The following is a 16,630-nucleotide window of genomic DNA, read 5'->3' on the forward strand; positions in this document are numbered from 1 at the left end:
TCAACCGCATTCTGGCCAGGTGCATGACTGATCCGTGCTCAACGTCGTACTGGAATACGCCCGGGTACCGGGTTGGGGTGAGCGAGAACGAGTGTTTGGTGGCGGCTTCGGCTGAGGACGTGTTCGCGATCCTGACGGACGGATGGCGGTACGCGGCCTGGGTGGTCGGCGCATCCAGGGTGCGTGACGTGGACTCGCCCTGGCCGGAGCCAGGCGGGATCATCCACCACTCCGTCGGCGCCTGGCCGCTTCTGATCAACGACACCACCGAATCAGTCGAGTACGACGCCGGCCACCGACTGCGGTTGCGAGTCCGCGCCTGGCCGGTCGGCGAGGGTGATGTGGAGTTCCGCGTCACCGAAGGCCCGGACGGCTGCCGCGTACTGATGACCGAGAAGGCGGTCCGCGGCCCGGCCACGCTGCTCCCCGACAAGGCGGCAGATTTGTTGCTCTCGGCCCGTAATACCGAGACCCTCCACCGCCTCAAACTCCTCGCCGAACAGCGGAGCGAGCCCTAACCGGACTTCCAGGTAAAGGTGTTGGACTTGTAGGTGCCGTCGGGTCCCTTCACCAGGACGTAGACGCGCTTGCCGACCATGCCGCACGGGAAGCGGTCGTCGACGAGCATGTGGCCTTCGCTGCTGGTCTCGAGAGTCGCGCCGGGGTTGAACTTCTTTCCGTCGACGTACGGGACGATCTCGTAGTCGGTGTTCGGCAGCAGGTTCTCGATCCGGACCTGGATGAACGCACAGTCCGGCGGCTGACAGTTGCCGTACTCGGTGCCGGCACCACGCGACGCGACGACTCGCTTGGTGCGTTCGTCCTTGCCCAGCGGAGATCCGGTGAGGCTGGTCCACTTGCCGCTCAGCAGGTCGCCGTTCGGGGCCCTGGTGATTGCGCGGACGTAGAACGTGTACTTCGTGCCGTCCTTCAGCCCGGTCACCGTCGCCTCGGTGGTGGTCGAGTTCACCCGGGGCTTGGCGGTGGGGGATCCGATGCTGACGGTGTACCGCACGAACGTCCCGTCACCCATCGTCGGCCGATCCCACGCCAGTGTGAGCTGTCCCGACGTACCGTCCTTGCTCACCACGATCTCGCGCGGCGACTCAGCTTCGGCGTACGTCTTCTTGATCTGCCCCGTCCGTACGGCGGGTCCCAGGCCAACCCGGTTCCGCGCCCGGATCGTCACGTAGTACGCCGTGGTCTTGTCCGCGAGCTCCGTGATCAGCGTCGACCGGGTGCTCCCGCTGACCGTCTTCGAACCACCCGACCAGCTCAGTTCGTACGCCGTGATCGGGGCACCGTTCGCCACTGCCGCTCGCCAGTTCACGGTCGGTCCGTCGGTCCCGTACTTCGCGCTCACCCCACTCGCCGCACCCGGGACACCAGCGTTGATCGTGGCCGGTGCCTTCGGCTTCTTCGGTGGCTCGGTCTTCCGCGGCGGATCCGTCTTCTCCGGTACGTCGGGCCGCTCGCGTTTCGGCGGGTCCTCCTTGGCCGGCGGATCCTTCTTCGCCGGCGGATCCTGCGTGTGCGCGGGCACATCGGGCTTCTCGTCCGGCTTCTTCGGCGGCTGAGATGTCGGCGGCTTCTTCGGCTTGTGGATGATGCCGTCGTCATCCGTGCCGATCACCACCGGTTCGGCGCGGCCGTCCTGATCGACGACGACCACCTGGTCGCCCTTGCCACTCTCGACGTACACCTTGGAGTCGTCGCCGCGGAACAGGTTCGGCTCGTGCTTGATCGGGTCCTTCTGGTTGTTGCTCTCGACCTTGGTGTAGCCGACGTTGCCGTCGCTGTCGACGGTGGCCAGGTCGGATTCCTTGCGATCGAGCACCGCCAGGCCGTGCCCGGACGAGGCGACCTTGTCGTAGTTGCCCTTGCGGAGCTTCCTGATGATCGGCGCGGCCGCCTTCTGCCCGGACTTGTCCGGCAACCCGATCAGGTGCACGGCACTCTGGTCGCGATCCAGGACCGCGATCCGCCCGTCGACGTCGTTCGCTGCAACCACCGCTGACTCCGGTACGTCGTTGCTCAGGTCAACATGTTGTCCGAACCCGTCCGGCGTCAGGTCGGTCACCCGGTCGGAGGTCAGGTCGACGAACACGGCCTTACTGCCGATCACCGTCAGCGCGCCCTTGTGACCCTTCTGAACCGTGGCCGGGCAGGACAGCCGGTCAGCCGTCAACGGCAGCAGACACAGCTCGCCCTCATCGACCTTGTGCACCCACAGCGTGCCATCCGACGTCACCACCGGATCCCCGAGCCGCCCGCCAAGGAACGCCTTGGCCGGGTGGTTGCCGAGGCGCATCACCTGGCCTTCTTGCTGATAGACCGCGAAGACGGACCCGGCAGCCTCCAGACCGATCGCCTGATCCTTCGGCGCCTCATCATCCTTCGGCGTCTCGAGAGGCTCCGCCACGGACAGGTCGGACTTGCCGAACTTGTCGATCCGCGACTTCGACAGCACGTACGCGTCGGTGTCGGTCTGCACGACCTGGGCACCCGGCGTACCGGTGGTCAACGGGACCTGCGCATCGATCTGGTGCGTCGTACTGTCCAGGTGGAAGACGCGTCCGATCGCGCTGTTGTAGATCCAGTGACCGGACTGCGTGAACTTGAACCCCGAGTTCGGGTCGCCGGCCCCGGTCAGCACGACCACGCTCGTCAGCGCGACACAGCCCGCCACCACGGCCGCCAGCCCCGCCCGGCCCTTCCGTCCTTCCGACGAGTCGGCGCGGCGCAAGAATTTGGTCAGCTTCATCGAGGGTCGCCTCACCGTGACAGAGTAAGTGTGGGTGGTCCATGACTGGTCCAGAGTGCGTCCACTAGCTCTTGCATGTGGCATCCCGAATGCTGCGCGGAGTGCTGTAGAAGACCTCACGTCCGTCGGTGCCCTGGACCTCGAAGCAGTACTTCAATCCCTGACTGACCTGCACAGTCAGCGAGGTCCCGCGTCCGCGGTACATCGGTCGTGGCGCCTTCGCACCTTGTTCCGCCACGAAGACGGCGTACGTCAACGGCTTCGAGAAGGACCACTTCAGTACGACGGTAGTGCCCTTGTCCTGCGGCGGTTCCAGCTGGATCAGCGGCGTCTCGCTCGCCGGCGGCGCCTGCGAGGCCGGTGGCGCCACCGGTGCAGGTGGTTGCTGCGTCACCGGAGTTTCGTTGCCCGGTCGCAGCAACATCGGCACGAGCACCACCAACGCAATCGCCGCGACGATCCCGAACAACACCTCCTTGCGCGGCAACTTCCACTGACGTTGCGCCCGACTCACCGAAGCCGTTGCCACCGGCACACTTCGCCCAGCCGCCAACTCGTCCCGGAAGTCGTCGAAATCCAGCTCGTCCCCGGCATCCGTCGTACCGCGCAACAAAGTCTCGAACTCCCGCGTCACCGCCGCCGCATCCGGCCGCGTCCCCGCATCCTTCGCCAGCATCCGCCGTACCAACGCCGTCAACGCCGGCGGCACATCCTGCCCCGACACCTCCGGCGCCGGCTCTCGCAACACCCGCAGTACGACGTCATCCGGCGTCTCACCCGGCCGCGTCGGAAACGGCGACTGCCCGGTCAGCGCCAGGTACAACACCGCCCCAAGCCCATAAACATCAGCCTCTTCAGACAGCTCCCCGTCCCGCAAAACCTCCGGAGCCGTGTACGCCGCCGCTCCCGTCAGATCCCGCGGAAACCGCAACCGCAACGCCATCCCGAAGTCCGCCAACACCGGCTGCCCATTCGGCCGCTCCAACACATTGCTAGGCGTCACCCCGCCATGCACCAGCCCACCCTCATGAGCCTCCGCCAGCACAGACCCCAAGATCTGCCCCAGCACCACCACATCCCCGATCGGCAACCCCCGCCCACCAGCCAGCTCCACCAAAGACTGCGGACAAAACTCCATCCGCACCCCGGTCCGCCCGTCCGGCAACTCCTCAACCCCATCAGCCAGCAAGACCGACCCAGCCACCCGCAACCCAGCCAGCTTCGCCTGCTCAACCTCCACCGCATTGAAAGTCCGCCGATCCAGCCCCCGCGGATAAACCTTCAGCACCCCCAGCGCCCGATCACCCGCAGGCGGCACCAAGAACACAGAAGCCACCGGCCCTTCGGCCCGCAGCACCAGCGACTCAGGAGAAATCTCAGCCATCATCGTCATCTTTGCACCGATCCGGGCCTGCTACTGCTCGTCGGCAAGGTCGACGTACGCACACCCGTGGGCCAGCAGGAACCTCAGGTCACCAAGCACACTGGTGAGCGCCTCGACCGGTTCGACCGGTCGATCCAGCTCGGCGAGCACGGAGGCGCGGACCTGGCAGCTGTGCCACAGTGTCGGGGCCAAGGAGCCCCACTGCCACAGCTCGTAAGTCTCGGGATCCACCAAAGCCGCCGGGCCGAGCCCGGGCAGACCGATGGCGAACCGATCCGGATGGTCCGGGCTGTTGCCGAGCCCGACGAACTGCACATCCATCCGATGCTTCTTCGCGAACTCCTCAGGCGCGCGGGTGACGTCGGTCAACAGACCGAGCTCCTGCAGGCCGGCCACATGACTCCGCGCTGCCGCGATCCCGGAGGCCTCGGCCGCGCCGACCAGATCGGTCGCCGTCCACGGGCCTTTCCCGGTCTCTGCCGTCCCGTGGCCGAGCAACCAGGTCCCGAAAACGTCGTCGGGCAGCCGGTGCAGCCGCCAGCCGATCCGGACCGAATGCGTCGGCCGCCCGTCGTCTCCCGGTCGCCGCCCGGCGTAGTGGCCGACAGGGAACAGCGTGGTGGCCATCAGGTCGTCCGCCGATCGAGAAAGGCGGCCCGCAGACACAGCAGGCCGTGCACGGAACGCAACATGCCGCTCAGTACCTGGCGCGGATCGGTCTCGTCGGCGTTGGTCACACCGGCCGTCCGAGCTACCTCAGCAGCGTCATGGCAGCCGGCCCACAGATGCGGCGTGAGATGCGTCCACGTCCATACGTCGTACACCGGGGCCGACACCTGCACGACCGGCTGACCCAGCAGACCGATCGAACAGAACCCCGGCTGCTCGGCATCGGGACCGAGCCCGGCCAGCAACGGGATCAACTGGTGCCGTTCGGCGAACTCGACCGCGGCGGCACTTTCGGGATCGAGCGAGACCAGGAGCCGGTCGTCGAGCAGCCGCTCGACAATCCCGCTCACCGCCGATATCTCGAGCCCGAACCGCTCCGCACTCCGCAGAATCGTTGCCTGCGTCGGCCGGTCCCGGTCATCGATGCCATGAGCAAGTAACCAGACCGTGAACTCGGCATCGGTCAGTTCGGCCACGTCGATCCCCACCCGCACCTGCTGACGACGCGTGGTGCCGTCGTCGCCGTACAGGGCGCCGAGATCGTGGCCGATCGGCAGCAGCAATGCGTCCACCGGGGCTCCTCCTTTTCCTTCTCTGCCAGCACGCTAGGCCCGCGTGCGACCCCGCCGGACAGATCGGCAGGAACAGGACGCGGCGCCTCCTGGGGGTGACCGTTAGATGCCAGTACGCCGATGCCCACCGCCGCGCCGGGCACGGTGGAGCCGGACCACTCCGTCGCCGCATGACGGCACTGAGCGAGGAAGAACCCCATGAACATCACCGGACTGCTCAGGGTCACGGTCGCCGCCCCACAACGGCGGCTCGACCTGGCCCTCCCCGAACAAGCCTCGGTCGCCGAGGTCCTGCCCGGCCTGCTGAACAAGGCCGGCGAACACCTGGCAGACCAAGGCGCCCCCGACGGCGGCTGGGTCCTACGACGCGCCGACGGCGCCGAGCTCACCCTGGGCCGATCGCTCGGATCGCACCGCATCCGCGACGGCGAGATCCTCCATCTCGTACCCCGCGAACTCGACTGGCCAGAACTCGAGTACGACGACCTCGTCGACGCCGTCGCCTCGGGGGCCGGGAAGCTCGGAGCCATCTGGACCTCCCGGCATACCCGCTGGGCAGGACTGACAGCCGCCGCGCTAGCGCTCCTGACCGGTCTGGCCACGGTCCTCCAGCACGCATCACCGTGGGCAGAGTCCGCGACTTGGCTGTTGCTCGGCGCAGTGCTGCTCATCGCCGCCGGAGTCTCCTTGGCACGCGTCGTCGGCGACGCCGGTGCCGGTGCCCTGGTCGCAGGGTTCGGCCTCCTGTTCGCTGGCCTGGGTGGCTTGCTGCTGCTCGCCGGTACCGGCAGTTGGCCCGAGATCGGCGCACCCCAGGTGCTGGCCGGCGGAACCGCGCTGATGCTCGCCGGAATCGCCTGCTATCTGGGTGTCGTGGACAAGGCGACCCTGTTCGCCGGCGCCACGGCGACCGGGTTCTTCGCGCTGATCGCCGGCTGGCTCGGTACGGCGGACTCCCTGGACGGCCCCGATGTCGCCGCGATCATCGGCTCGGCGGTGTTCGCGTTCTCGCCGTTCTACAGCCAACTGTGCCTACGGCTCGGTCGGTTGCCGATGCCGATCCTCCCGCGGACGACGGCCGACCTGGTCCGTGACGATCCACAGCCCGCGCGCCGCGAGGTGTACGGCGCGGTCCTCCGAGCGGACGGGTTGCTCACCGGCATGCTGATCGGAATGGCGTTGACCGCCGCGACCAGCCTGGTACTGCTCAGCCTCAACCACGGTAGCGCGGCGACCGCCCTGATCGGTCTGCTGGCCGGCGGATGTTTGCTCAGGGCAAGAATCTATCCAGTGGTGAAACACCGGCTGTTGTTCCTGACCCCGGGGCTGATCGGCCTTGCCTGTCTGACGCTCGGGCCGCTCACCCGGAGCACCGCCGACCCGATCACCGTGGTCGTGCCGCTGGTCGTGCTCTTCGCGGCGGCCACGATCTTCGTCGGCCTCCGGTACAGCAGCAAACTCCCGAGCCCGTACTTCAGCCGGTACGCCGAACTTCTCGAGGTGCTCGTCACGCTGGCACTGATCCCGCTCGCCTGCTCGGTCCTCGGCCTGTACGCCGTCGTCCGGGGCTGGGGAGGCTGACATGGCGACCAGGAAGGATCAACTCCAGTCACACCAGTTCTCCGTCCAGCGGATGGTGTCGGCCCTCGTCACCCGCGAGACCGATCCGGAGACGCCGCCGTTCAAGCGGGTGGGCTACGCGGCCATCTGGAGTGTCGCGATCATGGTGCTGGCCCTGGTCTGTGTGTGGGTCTACGGGCTCGTCGTGCCCGGAGGCAACAAGGCCTGGAGCAAAGGCGACGGCGTGATCGTCGAGAAGGAGACCGGCACCCGCTACGTCTACCTCGACCAGCACCTGCACCCGGTCACCAACTACGTCTCCGCACTGCTTGCCATCGGCCGGAAAGGCGAGACGCAACGGGTTTCGCAGAAGTCGCTGGCCGGTGTTCCGCGCGGCCCGCGGATCGGAATCCAGGATGCTCCGGACGCCTTGCCGCCGGCGAAGAAGTTGCTGACCGGCAATTGGACACTCTGCTCACAACCCAGCCGCGACCTGGCCGGGACGCGCAGCAGCGAATCCGTGCTGATGATCGGCCGGCAACCCGACGGCGGACAGCCGCTCGCCGACTCGGTGATGCTGGTCGAGGTCATCGGCACCGGCGACCGCTACCTGATCCGCAACGGCTACCGCCACCGCATCGTCAAGGCTGACGCAGTGTCGGTCGGCCTCGCCCTCAACTCGAAGCCGTGGGCCACAGTCGGTTCGGCCTTCGTGGACGCGCTGCCGGACGGCGAGCCGCTGGCCCCGATCAAGTTCAGCGACGTCGGGAAGCCGTCGACCGCCGTACCGGGCCGGAAAGGAACCCTGGTCGGGCAACTCTTCGTCGTCCGGACCTCCGGCGGTGGCGTCCAGCACTACCTCGCGACCGAGAAGCGCTTGCTGGCGATCTCCGAGCTCCAGTTCGACATCCAGACCGAGTTCCCGGCGACAGCCGCGGCGTACCGGGGTAAGCGGCCACGCGGGATCTCGCTCAGCCTGGCCCAGGCCGGTACCGCGGCCGACCAGAGCCCGACCGTCGACGAAGGCATGGCCCCGCGCAGCCGCCCGAACTTCATCGCGCCGCGCGACGGGCTGGGCACCGTGTGCGCCACCTTCGCGCCCGGAGCAGAGCCACCCTCGATCACCGTCGACTCCGTCCTGCCCGACCGCGACCGGATGACCGTCACCCCCAAGATCGGCCGCCGCGGTACCGGACTCGCCGACCGCATCCTGATCACACCAGGCACGGCCGCCGTGGTCGTGTCGCTCCAGTCCGACCAGGCCCCCAGCGGAACCATCTCCGTCATCACCGACATGGCCCGCTCCTACCCGCTGGCTGACCCGGAACTCCTGTCCACACTGGGCTATGGCGGCGTCACACCGGTGCCGATCCCCGCGGCGCTGATCGCCCGGGTCCCCCAGGGCGCCGGTCTCGATCCGAAGGCCGCCCTGCAAGCCGCACCCTGACCCACACACCAAAGGACCCGGCTCGGATCTCCGAGCCGGGTCCTTCACCATGTACGGCGATGGTCAGTTGGCGAACCGCTGAGTCGCCGGCGGCGCGGCCACCTCCGTCTCGTCCACCTTCCACAGCTCCTCATCGAGCAACTGCAGCGTCTCGGCCGACGGACCGGTGTCCTGCCGGCGCCGGGTACTGGCCGGAACCGCCGGGAACGCGCCCGGCAGATCCCGGCCGGCCCGACCACGCAGCCCGACCGGTACGCCGGGAGTGTCTTCCTCCCGCCGTTCCCGCCGACGTCCGACGGGCCGGATGGGAGCGCCCGTCTTACCGTTCCGGCCACCGCCACCCGCACCGCCCATAGGCGGCATCATCGGCGGCATCCCGCCACCACCGGCAGCACCCGCCCCTGAGCCACTCGACAATCCAGTAGCTGCGGCCGGTGCCTGCCCACCACTCGGCACCGGCGCAGCCGACACCTGCTGACCCGCCCGAGGAATCTGCTGGAACCCGTTACCAGTCTTCAGATCCCCACCCTTCCCCAGCCCGCCGACACCGCCACCGATCCCGCCCGGCCCGCCGCCACCGACCCTGCCGATCCCAGGCCCACCGGTACCAGGCCTGACCGGCAGGGGAGCGATCGGTGGAATGGCGAGAGGCGGCGGCAAGTGCGGAAGCGAGGTAGGCGGAAGCGTCGGCAACTTCACCGGCGGCGGCATGACCGGCGGTGCCGTCGGCGGCATCCCGGCCAACCCGGTGTCACCTCCAGGCATCTCGCCACCGGCCCCTGGCGTCTCTCCACCAGGCTCGGGCCCCGCACCAGCATCCTGGCCCGTAGGAGCCCCGGGATCAGTCGGTGCCCCACCGGGAACGCCTCCGGGAGTGGTGCCAGGCGCGGTGCCGGGTGCGGTGCCTGGAACGCTTCCGGGTTCCCCGGGATTGGCGCCAGGGCCGTTCCACTTCAACTTGCTCGAAGCCTCTACCAGCGCGGGTCCCATTTGGTCCAGATGCCCCGCCAACGAGTTGAGGATCCCGCCGGCAGCGACCACATCGGGCTTCAGGGCAAGGAACGTCGCGTGGTTGTTGTCCGCTTTTTCCTCGGCGGTCGGTGTGTAGGTGACCCCACCGCCTTTGCTCCCGCCGGAGGTATGCGATGCGTTGGCTCTGTTGTTCGCCGCGACTGCCAGGTCGACCCGGTCCTGGACCATCTTGACGGCGTCCGCGGAGAACTTGATGGTGATCCCGACGCTCTCGAGGATGGCGGGGATTCCGCCGCCGGGTCCACCGCCTGTCATCGCGTCGTGTGATGCGATGAGCGATGTCCTGGTCGACTCGACCGCCTTGAAGTACTCGTCGGCGTCCCCGGTGGTACTGGTCCAGGCGGACCGCAGCGAGTTGTTGGTGAGCGTGAAGCTGCTGGTGTAGGAATTGATCGCCTCGCCGGCCTTGTTCCACATCTGGATCGAGGTCGAGAGCGGGTCGAGCAGCTTCAGGCCGGACTGCGCGATCCGGCTGATCTCGGCCATGGCGGTGAGCAAAGGTCCGAGCGCGTCGGCGAGCTTGGCATCTGCCGCATAGTCTTTGGCCATCAGTTACCTGCCGCTGCCGGCGGGCCGGCGAACTGAGGGTTGCGCTGGAAATCGCCCGGATGGTCCTGCTGGTACTCCAGCGCGGGCGTCCAGTCCACGAAGCCTCCTCGGATCGGTACCGGGCCTTCCTCCTTCTTGAGCAGCGCGAGGATGCGCTGCTCGCTAGTGTGACTGTGGTTCGCGTAGATGGTGGTGACCGCGTCGACCGCGCCCTTGTAGCCGCCGGCGCCGTCGGACGTGCGCGTCAGATAGTCGGCCAGTTGGTTCCGGCCGGTTCGCTCGTCAGTCATGAAATCCTTGGCCTCCTGCATTTCCATCTCCGCCGCGGGTGACACCGCGAAGTTCGCGATCTCGGCCACTTTCTGGTCGAGGGCGCTCTGGGCCTGGCCGAGCAGTTGTGCTGCGGCGCCCATGGCGCGTGTTTCTGCTTCCAGCGTTTCAGGCATTTGATCCTCCTGTCGTTGTTCGGTCAGACGGCCTGGTGGTCGTCTGACGGTGGGTGGGTGAGCTGGATCAGCTGGGTGCCGCCTTGGCGGCTGATGAACCAGCCGCGGCCGGGTGGCATCTGCTGGGCCCGCATGCCGCCGAGGAGAGGTCCTTCGTCGCGGCTGCCGGACATCAGCAGGCCAGGTGAGCCCACTTCTTTCATTCGAGCCAGTACCGGCTCGAACAGGCCGCGCATCGCGCCGCCGGTGCGGCGTGCGACGTACAGGCGCAGGCCGATGTCCGCGGCTTGCGCGATGAACGGGTGCAGTGGCATCAACGGGTGGTTCTCGGTGGATGCCACGAGGTCGTAGTCGTCGATCAGCAGGAAGATGTCGGGGCCCTGCCACCACGAACGGTCACGTAGCTGGTCGGGGGTCACGTCGGGGCCGGGGAGTCGTTGCTGCAAGAGGTTCACCAGGCCCTGGATCAGCTCGGTGGTGGCGGCGTGGTTGGCGCCGTACCCGAGCAGGTGGTCGCCTTCCACGCGGCCGAGCAGCGTCCGTCGGTGGTCGATGACCACCAGGCGTGCTTCGTCCGGTGTGTAGGTCTCCTGGATCCGGGACGCCAGTGTGCGCAGGAATCCGGTCTTGCCGGTTTCGGTGTCGCCGAGCAGGAGGAACGTCGGACTGGTCTTCGGGTCGAGCAGGACTGGTTGCAACGAGCGTTCGGCGACGCCGATCGCGAGTCCGTGTTCCTTCGAGCTGGCGCCGTCGCACACGTCGTACGCGACATCCCCTGGCAGCAGGCGGATCGGCGGCGCACCTTGTCCTGGCCAGGCCTCGTCGATCACGTTCACCAGCTCGGCCAGACCGACCGAGATCCGGCCCTCGCCGCTGACCAGCCGTGGTTCGGCGATCAGGAAGTGATGCTTGCTCGTGACGAGACCCCGGCCCGGCGACTTCTCGGGAACGAGGGTGGCGGTTCGGCGGTCGATCATCGAGTCGATCGGATCGCCGAGCCGCAGTTCGAGTTTGGTTCCGCACAGGTCGCGGATGTTGGTCCGCAGGTCGAACCAGCGCGGCACGCTGATCATCAGGTGGACGCCGTACGCGAGGCCGCGGGCCGCGATATCGCCGAGCACCTGCTCCAGATCCTCGAAGTCACTGCGGACGGTCTGCCAGCCGTCGAGCACCAGGAACACATCGCCGTACGGCGTGCCGAGGTCGTGACCGGCCTTCCGCCGGGCCCGGAACTCCGCCATCGAGTCGATCCCGGCCGCGGCGAACGTGCGCTCGCGCTCGGCGATGATGCCGTGTACCTCGATGACAGTGCGCCGTACGGCGTTGACGTCCTGGCGGCCGGCGATACCGCCGACGTGCGGGAGGTCGCGCAGACCGGTCAGGACACCGCCGCCGAAATCGAGGCAGTAGAACTGAACCTCTTCCGGGGTGTGCGTCAGGGCGAGGCCCGCTACCACGCTGACCAGTGCGGTGCTCTTACCGCTTTGCGGGCTGCCCGCGACGGCGAGGTGCCCGCCGCTGCCGGCCAGGTCGATCAGCAGCGGGTCGCGACGCTGGTCCAACGGCCGGTCGACCACGCCGGCGATGCAGACCAGCTGGCCAGGCTGGAACCCGCCGTGGGCGTCCGGCGTACCGGAGTCGGGAAGTAGTTCGCCTAGTGCGGGCGACTCCGCCAGCGGCGGCAGCCAGATCTGGTGTGCCGGTTTGCCCTTGCCCTCGAAACGATCGACCAGAATGTCCAGCAGCGTTTCACCGACGGTCTCGTCGAAGACGCCGTCGGGATCGATGGCTTCCGGGTTGTCGTCCTGCTCGGTGGGCGGAGCGACGTACGTGCTGGCGTAGTCGACGAGCTCGATCGAGTCGTCCGGTGCGATCTGCAGGCCGCCGAGCTCCGGGCGCCGATGCACACCGGACACGTACGCCGAACGGAAGCGGTCCATCTGCTCGGTGCCGACGCGGAGGAACCCGTGGCCAGGAGCCCGGGGCAGGTGGAACGCGTCGTTGACTCCGAGCACTGTGCGACTGTCGATATCGGAGAACGTCCGCAGACCGATCCGGAATGAGAGATGGGTCTCCAGACCGCGCAGACGTCCTTCTTCGAGTCGCTGGCTGGCCAGCAGCAGGTGGACGCCGAGCGAGCGGCCGACCCGGCCGATCTGGACGAACATGTCGATGAAGTCCGGACGTGCGGTCAGCAGCTCGCTGAACTCGTCGCAGATGACCAGGAGGGTCGGGACCTCCTCCAGGGGTGCGCCGGCCGCGCGAGCCTTCTCGTAGTCCCGCAACGAGGAAAAGTTGCCGGCGGCCCGTAAAAGCTCCTGGCGCCGGAGCAGCTCACCGTTGATGGCGTCCGTCATCCGGTCGACCAGGTGCAACTCCTCGGCCAGGTTGGTGATCGTCGCGCTGGTGTGCGGAAGCTTGTCGAGGCGAGCGAAGGTCGCGCCACCCTTGAAGTCGACGAGCGCGAAGTTCAGCGAGCGTGGTGGGTGGGTGACCGCGAGCGCCAGAACCAGGGTCCGGAGCAGCTCGGACTTGCCGGAGCCGGTCGCGCCGATCAGTAGACCGTGCGGCCCCATTCCTTCCTGCGCGGACTCCTTGAGGTCGAGCTCGATCGGATGGCCGTCGGCGCGCAGACCGAAGCGCACCCGCAACCGGTCGCGGCTCGGGCGTGGCAGCCAGGTGTTCTCGGGATCGAAGTCGTAGGGATCACCGAGGTCCAGGAGCTCGGCCAGCCCGAGATCGGCGCTCAGCGGTTGATCGCCTTGGGCACCGGCCGTGAGCCGGAGCGGGGCCAGCTGCCGGGCGAGGCCTTCCAGTGTGGCGATGTCCAGGCCGTCCGCGGTGCCGAGGTCCTCGTCGCCTTCCATCGTCTCGGCGCCCAGGCGGCCGTCCGCGTCGACGTTCAGGATGATCGAGGTCGAGTCGATGACGTGCGGTGGGCGGAGCGTCAGGTCGAGGACCGTGACACCTTCGAGGCCCGCGCCCGCGAGCAGGTGGTCGGATCCCTCCACCGTCGCGCCGTCCAGGACGACCACGAGATGCGGCCCGGTGACGCGCCCGGCAACGTCCGGGTCGAAGCGCGGCCGATCGGCGAGGACGTCGTCGAGCATCGCCTCGATCGCCGTGACGGACGGGGCGATCAACCGGATCGGGCCGAGTGCGTCGAGTCGCTCCGGATGCAATGCATGCGGGAGCCATTTGGCCCACTCCCAGGTCTCCCGGTTGTCGGGTGCCGTGCAGATGGCGATGCGCAGGTTGTCCGGAGCCTGCAGCACGGTCAGCTGCGCGAGCATCGCGCGGACCAGGGCCAATGAGCGATCGCGGTCGCCGGGCAGATAGATCCGGCTGAACCCGGTGACGGCGATCGCGAGCGGCAGCCCCGCGATGGACGAGTACGTCGTGACGAAACGCCGCAAGGCCAACGCGGACAGGGGTTCCAGGCGTTCCAGCGACGGGGTGTCCGGTGGCACCACGGTGGTGGCCGGTCCCTGCCGGCCGAGGCCGATCCTGGTCACGCCGAAGTCGCCGTCGTCCTGCCTGCGCTCCCACAGCCGGTAGCTACCGGCCAACGACCACAGCGAGTCCGGGTCCGGATGACGATAGGTGAGGGCGCCGCGCTGGTCCGCGATCGAGCGTCCCAGCCGCAGCCGTTGCTGGGACAAGTGCCGCAGATAGGTACGGCGGGCCTGGCTCATCTCCGCTTTACCCGATCCGCGGCCGTTGAACGCCGACATCACGATCATGCCGATCATCGCCGCACCGAACAGCCCGAAGATCACGTAGCGCAGTCCGCCGGCCATGCTGCCGGAGAACATCAGCATCATCGCGCCCATCATCGCGACCATCGGCAGCATCATCAGCATCTGCGACCACTGCCGCCCGCCGGGCTCGGGGACCTCGGGTGGTGCCTCCAGCAACAATTCGCCGGCCGGTAGTTCCGGGGCACCGCGGCGCATCGGCCGCCGGACCATCATCGTCGCCATCGTCGAACACCTTCCTCGTGGCTGCTGCGTCGATCGTGGCGCGCGCGAACCAGTCGTGGCAGGCGATGGCAGGAAGGTGTCGGTCCGGTCTGCGGCTCAGCGCCGCGACCTACTTTCGACCGAAAGCACTTACCAGCTTGGGAAAGGAGCGTTCGATGGATCCGGTCATCGATGCAAACACACCGAACATGATGCATTACGTCAACCAGATCAGGATGCACAGCGAAGGGCAGGGCCAGCAGGGCCGGCTCGCGTCCAACCAGGGCACCGACCTGCTCGTCTCGCTCGGCGGTGATGTCGGGAACGTGGAGTACAACGTCAACGACAGCTGGGTGGGCAGGCACAACCGAGCCGCTGTCATCGCAGGTGCGCACGCCGACGGTGGTCAGCAGGCCAACAACCACCTGGAGACCCTCAGCGAGAACGGGATGTCCGCCCTCGGGCGGCATCTGACCGCCTGACCGAACCGACGAAAGGATCGAGGACCAATGGCAATCATTCACCAGCAGATCGAAGGCATGTTCCAGGGTGCCGCCGACAAGCGGGCCGGTGCCCAGGCCATCCGTACCGACGGTGAGGACATGATGAGCTTCGACAAGCTGGTCATGCCGAACGGCGACTGGGTCGGAGCGGGCCAGAGCGAGTTCTTCCAGGCCCGGTACATGAACCTGATGGACATCGACGACTCCGCCACGCGGCGGGACGCACACGCTGCCGAACTGGACGGGGTCACGCACTCCGCGGTCCAGACCTCGGCGACGTGCCGTTCGATCGCGCTGAGCTGCCAGATGAAGGTCTGACGTACCAACCCGATGAGCCCCAGCGAATCGCTGGGGCTCATTGCTGTGTTCAGGCTTCGTCCGGGCGGCGCGCGAAGAGGAACTCCGGTGGTAGCTCATCGGCACGGACTGCTTGTCGTCCGGAGGCGTGCCGAGTGACGGCCCAGCGACGACGGCGACCGACGATCAGCAAGCAGCACAGGAGAATCGCGATGGCCGTGCCACCGCCGGCCACGAGTGCGGCACGCCGCGCCTGTGTGCCCTGGGCCTGCCACCAGGCAGCGGCGGCGATCCGGTGTGGATCGGGTTGCACGAGGGTGGCCGCGGGCATGGCTGCGGGTCTGCCGACCGGCATTCCCTCCGCGACCGCCCGGTACGGATCGACGACGCCGGCGCCGTACTCCATGCTGTTCGTGCCGCCGGGCGCCGGTGCCGCGGTGGCCATCAAGCGGCGCGCCACTTGGTCTGCGGTCAGTTTCGGCCAGGCCGCTCGAACCAACGCGGCAGTTCCGGCAACGAACGGCGTCGCGAAACTCGTGCCGCTTTGGTAGGCATGACCACCGACACGGGTGGTGGTCAGGACACTCTCGCCCGGCGCGACCAGATCGACGTACGGGCCGATCTGTGACGCGTTGGCGCGAACGCCGGCGTTGGTGATGGACCCGACGCCGATGACACCCGGGTAGCTCGCCGGGTACGACGGCAGTTCGGATCCGCGCGCGGACTGGCGGTTGCCGACCGCAGCCACCACGACGACGTCGTGGGCGACCGCGTACGCGACCGCCCGCCGTACCGGGGCGTGGTCCTCGCTGCCGGCGATCGACAGGTTGATCACGCGGGCACCGCGGTCGACGGCCCAGCGGATGCCTTGAGCAAGGATGTTCTGGTCGATCGCCTGGGTCTGCCCGTTGTCGTTGAGTTCCCGCTCGCTGATCCGGACCGGCAGGATCCGTGCGTCCGGGGCGATACCCTCGAAGCCGATCCGGGGCTCGGCGTCGGCGGCGATGATGCCGGCGACGCCGGTGCCGTGCGATACACAGTCGTAGGTGCCGGGGAGCCTGCCAACCAGATAGAAGTCGTGACCGGGCAGGACTTTCCCCGGCCTGCGCAGCTGCGGATGGTCGGTGTCGACACCGGAGTCCACCACGGCGACGAGAACCCCGCCGCCGGTCGTGAACCGCCAGGCGCGTTGCGCCATCAACTGTTGCTGGGCCCACGGCAGCATCCGGACGACGGGATGCGCCGGCTCCGCGTTGCGGCACTCGCCGCGCGGCGGTTTGGCGACCGCCGGCGATGCGACCACGCCGACCGACAACACGCCCGCGGTCAGCGCGGCGCAGATCCGTTTGCTCGCGTGTGTTTTCACCTTGTGAGCGTGCGCGACCGTCATCGGACCGGTACGGCGGTGGCCTGAAGTTGTCACGCGGGCATCCGGCCGATCCGGC

At 68.0% G+C, this 16,630-nt stretch carries 13 protein-coding genes; 5 read left to right on the forward strand and 8 right to left on the reverse strand.

All coding sequences use genetic code 11. The annotated features are described in order from the left end of the window. The first annotated feature begins 77 nt into the window (after nucleotides 1-77). Nucleotides 78-518, forward strand: coding sequence for an SRPBCC family protein (locus ACFTSF_RS04170; RefSeq protein ID WP_344153370.1), 441 nt, complete (start codon nucleotides 78-80; stop codon nucleotides 516-518). On the opposite strand, the gene ACFTSF_RS04175 is transcribed toward ACFTSF_RS04170, so the two are convergent. The 4 genes from ACFTSF_RS04175 to ACFTSF_RS04190 all read right to left on the reverse strand — a co-directional run bounded on the left by ACFTSF_RS04175 (nucleotide 515) and on the right by ACFTSF_RS04190 (nucleotide 5,389). After that, the gene (locus ACFTSF_RS04175; protein WP_380152405.1) at nucleotides 515-2,764 is read right to left on the reverse strand and encodes a fibronectin type III domain-containing protein; all 2,250 of its coding nucleotides are present in this window, start codon (nucleotides 2,762-2,764) and stop codon (nucleotides 515-517) included. The genes ACFTSF_RS04170 and ACFTSF_RS04175 overlap by 4 nt on opposite strands. Before the next feature lie 64 nt (nucleotides 2,765-2,828). After that, nucleotides 2,829-4,148: a serine/threonine-protein kinase gene (locus ACFTSF_RS04180; RefSeq protein WP_380152406.1), complete on the reverse strand. Its 1,320-nt coding sequence runs from the start codon at nucleotides 4,146-4,148 to the stop codon at nucleotides 2,829-2,831. 30 nt (nucleotides 4,149-4,178) lie between these two features. Then, nucleotides 4,179-4,775: a hypothetical protein gene (locus tag ACFTSF_RS04185; RefSeq protein WP_380152407.1), complete on the reverse strand. Its 597-nt coding sequence runs from the start codon at nucleotides 4,773-4,775 to the stop codon at nucleotides 4,179-4,181. Next, nucleotides 4,775-5,389 carry a hypothetical protein gene (locus tag ACFTSF_RS04190; protein ID WP_380152408.1) on the reverse strand — a complete coding sequence of 205 codons (615 nt, stop codon included), beginning with the start codon at nucleotides 5,387-5,389 and terminating at the stop codon, nucleotides 4,775-4,777. Before ACFTSF_RS04190 ends, ACFTSF_RS04185 begins: the two co-directional genes overlap by 1 nt. A gap of 198 nt (nucleotides 5,390-5,587) precedes the next feature. On the opposite strand from ACFTSF_RS04190, the gene eccD reads away from it, so the two are divergent. Together eccD and eccB are read left to right on the forward strand one after the other, a co-directional pair. Then, on the forward strand, nucleotides 5,588-6,970 hold the full coding sequence (eccD, locus tag ACFTSF_RS04195) for a type VII secretion integral membrane protein EccD (protein ID WP_380152409.1): 1,383 nt from the start codon (nucleotides 5,588-5,590) through the stop codon (nucleotides 6,968-6,970). A 1-nt stretch (nucleotide 6,971) separates the two neighbouring features. Continuing rightward, complete coding sequence (eccB, locus tag ACFTSF_RS04200; protein WP_380152410.1) at nucleotides 6,972-8,396, forward strand: type VII secretion protein EccB; 1,425 nt, start codon at nucleotides 6,972-6,974, stop codon at nucleotides 8,394-8,396. Between the two features lie 63 nt (nucleotides 8,397-8,459). On the opposite strand, the gene ACFTSF_RS04205 is transcribed toward eccB, so the two are convergent. The 3 genes from ACFTSF_RS04205 to eccCa are packed head-to-tail and all read right to left on the reverse strand — an operon-like array spanning nucleotide 8,460 to nucleotide 14,406. Beyond that, nucleotides 8,460-9,977 carry a hypothetical protein gene (locus ACFTSF_RS04205; protein WP_380152411.1) on the reverse strand — a complete coding sequence of 506 codons (1,518 nt, stop codon included), beginning with the start codon at nucleotides 9,975-9,977 and terminating at the stop codon, nucleotides 8,460-8,462. Next, a complete protein-coding gene (locus ACFTSF_RS04210) occupies nucleotides 9,977-10,423 on the reverse strand; it encodes a hypothetical protein (protein WP_380152412.1) in 447 nt (148 codons plus the stop codon). Before ACFTSF_RS04210 ends, ACFTSF_RS04205 begins: the two co-directional genes overlap by 1 nt. A 23-nt stretch (nucleotides 10,424-10,446) precedes the next feature. Then, nucleotides 10,447-14,406, reverse strand: coding sequence for a type VII secretion protein EccCa (gene eccCa / locus ACFTSF_RS04215; RefSeq protein ID WP_380152413.1), 3,960 nt, complete (start codon nucleotides 14,404-14,406; stop codon nucleotides 10,447-10,449). A 155-nt stretch (nucleotides 14,407-14,561) separates the two neighbouring features. Here eccCa and ACFTSF_RS04220 point away from each other — a divergent pair, with 155 nt between their 5' ends. Next, nucleotides 14,562-14,867 carry a hypothetical protein gene (locus ACFTSF_RS04220; protein WP_380152414.1) on the forward strand — a complete coding sequence of 102 codons (306 nt, stop codon included), beginning with the start codon at nucleotides 14,562-14,564 and terminating at the stop codon, nucleotides 14,865-14,867. A gap of 27 nt (nucleotides 14,868-14,894) precedes the next feature. Then, nucleotides 14,895-15,206 carry a hypothetical protein gene (locus ACFTSF_RS04225; RefSeq protein WP_380152415.1) on the forward strand — a complete coding sequence of 104 codons (312 nt, stop codon included), beginning with the start codon at nucleotides 14,895-14,897 and terminating at the stop codon, nucleotides 15,204-15,206. 49 nt (nucleotides 15,207-15,255) lie between these two features. Here the strand turns inward: ACFTSF_RS04225 and mycP are convergent, their stop codons facing one another. Further along, a complete protein-coding gene (gene mycP, locus ACFTSF_RS04230; protein WP_380152416.1) occupies nucleotides 15,256-16,551 on the reverse strand; it encodes a type VII secretion-associated serine protease mycosin in 1,296 nt (431 codons plus the stop codon). Nucleotides 16,552-16,630: the final 79 nt, after the last annotated feature.

Source organism: Kribbella sp. NPDC056951 (genome assembly GCF_042674205.1).
GTDB lineage: Bacteria > Actinomycetota > Actinomycetes > Propionibacteriales > Kribbellaceae > Kribbella > Kribbella yunnanensis.

Bases quoted from the DNA above. Each gene is read 5' to 3' on its own strand.
- ACFTSF_RS04175 (WP_380152405.1), bottom strand. From the start codon at position 2,764: ATGAAGCTGACCAAATTCTTGCGCCGCGCCGACTCGTCGGAAGGACGG.
- ACFTSF_RS04180 (WP_380152406.1), bottom strand. From the start codon at position 4,148: ATGGCTGAGATTTCTCCTGAGTCGCTGGTGCTGCGGGCCGAAGGGCCG.
- ACFTSF_RS04185 (WP_380152407.1), bottom strand. From the start codon at position 4,775: ATGGCCACCACGCTGTTCCCTGTCGGCCACTACGCCGGGCGGCGACCG.
- eccD (WP_380152409.1), top strand. From the start codon at position 5,588: ATGAACATCACCGGACTGCTCAGGGTCACGGTCGCCGCCCCACAACGG.
- eccB (WP_380152410.1), top strand. From the start codon at position 6,972: ATGGCGACCAGGAAGGATCAACTCCAGTCACACCAGTTCTCCGTCCAG.
- ACFTSF_RS04205 (WP_380152411.1), bottom strand. From the start codon at position 9,977: ATGGCCAAAGACTATGCGGCAGATGCCAAGCTCGCCGACGCGCTCGGA.
- ACFTSF_RS04210 (WP_380152412.1), bottom strand. From the start codon at position 10,423: ATGCCTGAAACGCTGGAAGCAGAAACACGCGCCATGGGCGCCGCAGCA.
- eccCa (WP_380152413.1), bottom strand. From the start codon at position 14,406: ATGGCGACGATGATGGTCCGGCGGCCGATGCGCCGCGGTGCCCCGGAA.
- ACFTSF_RS04220 (WP_380152414.1), top strand. From the start codon at position 14,562: ATGGATCCGGTCATCGATGCAAACACACCGAACATGATGCATTACGTC.
- ACFTSF_RS04225 (WP_380152415.1), top strand. From the start codon at position 14,895: ATGGCAATCATTCACCAGCAGATCGAAGGCATGTTCCAGGGTGCCGCC.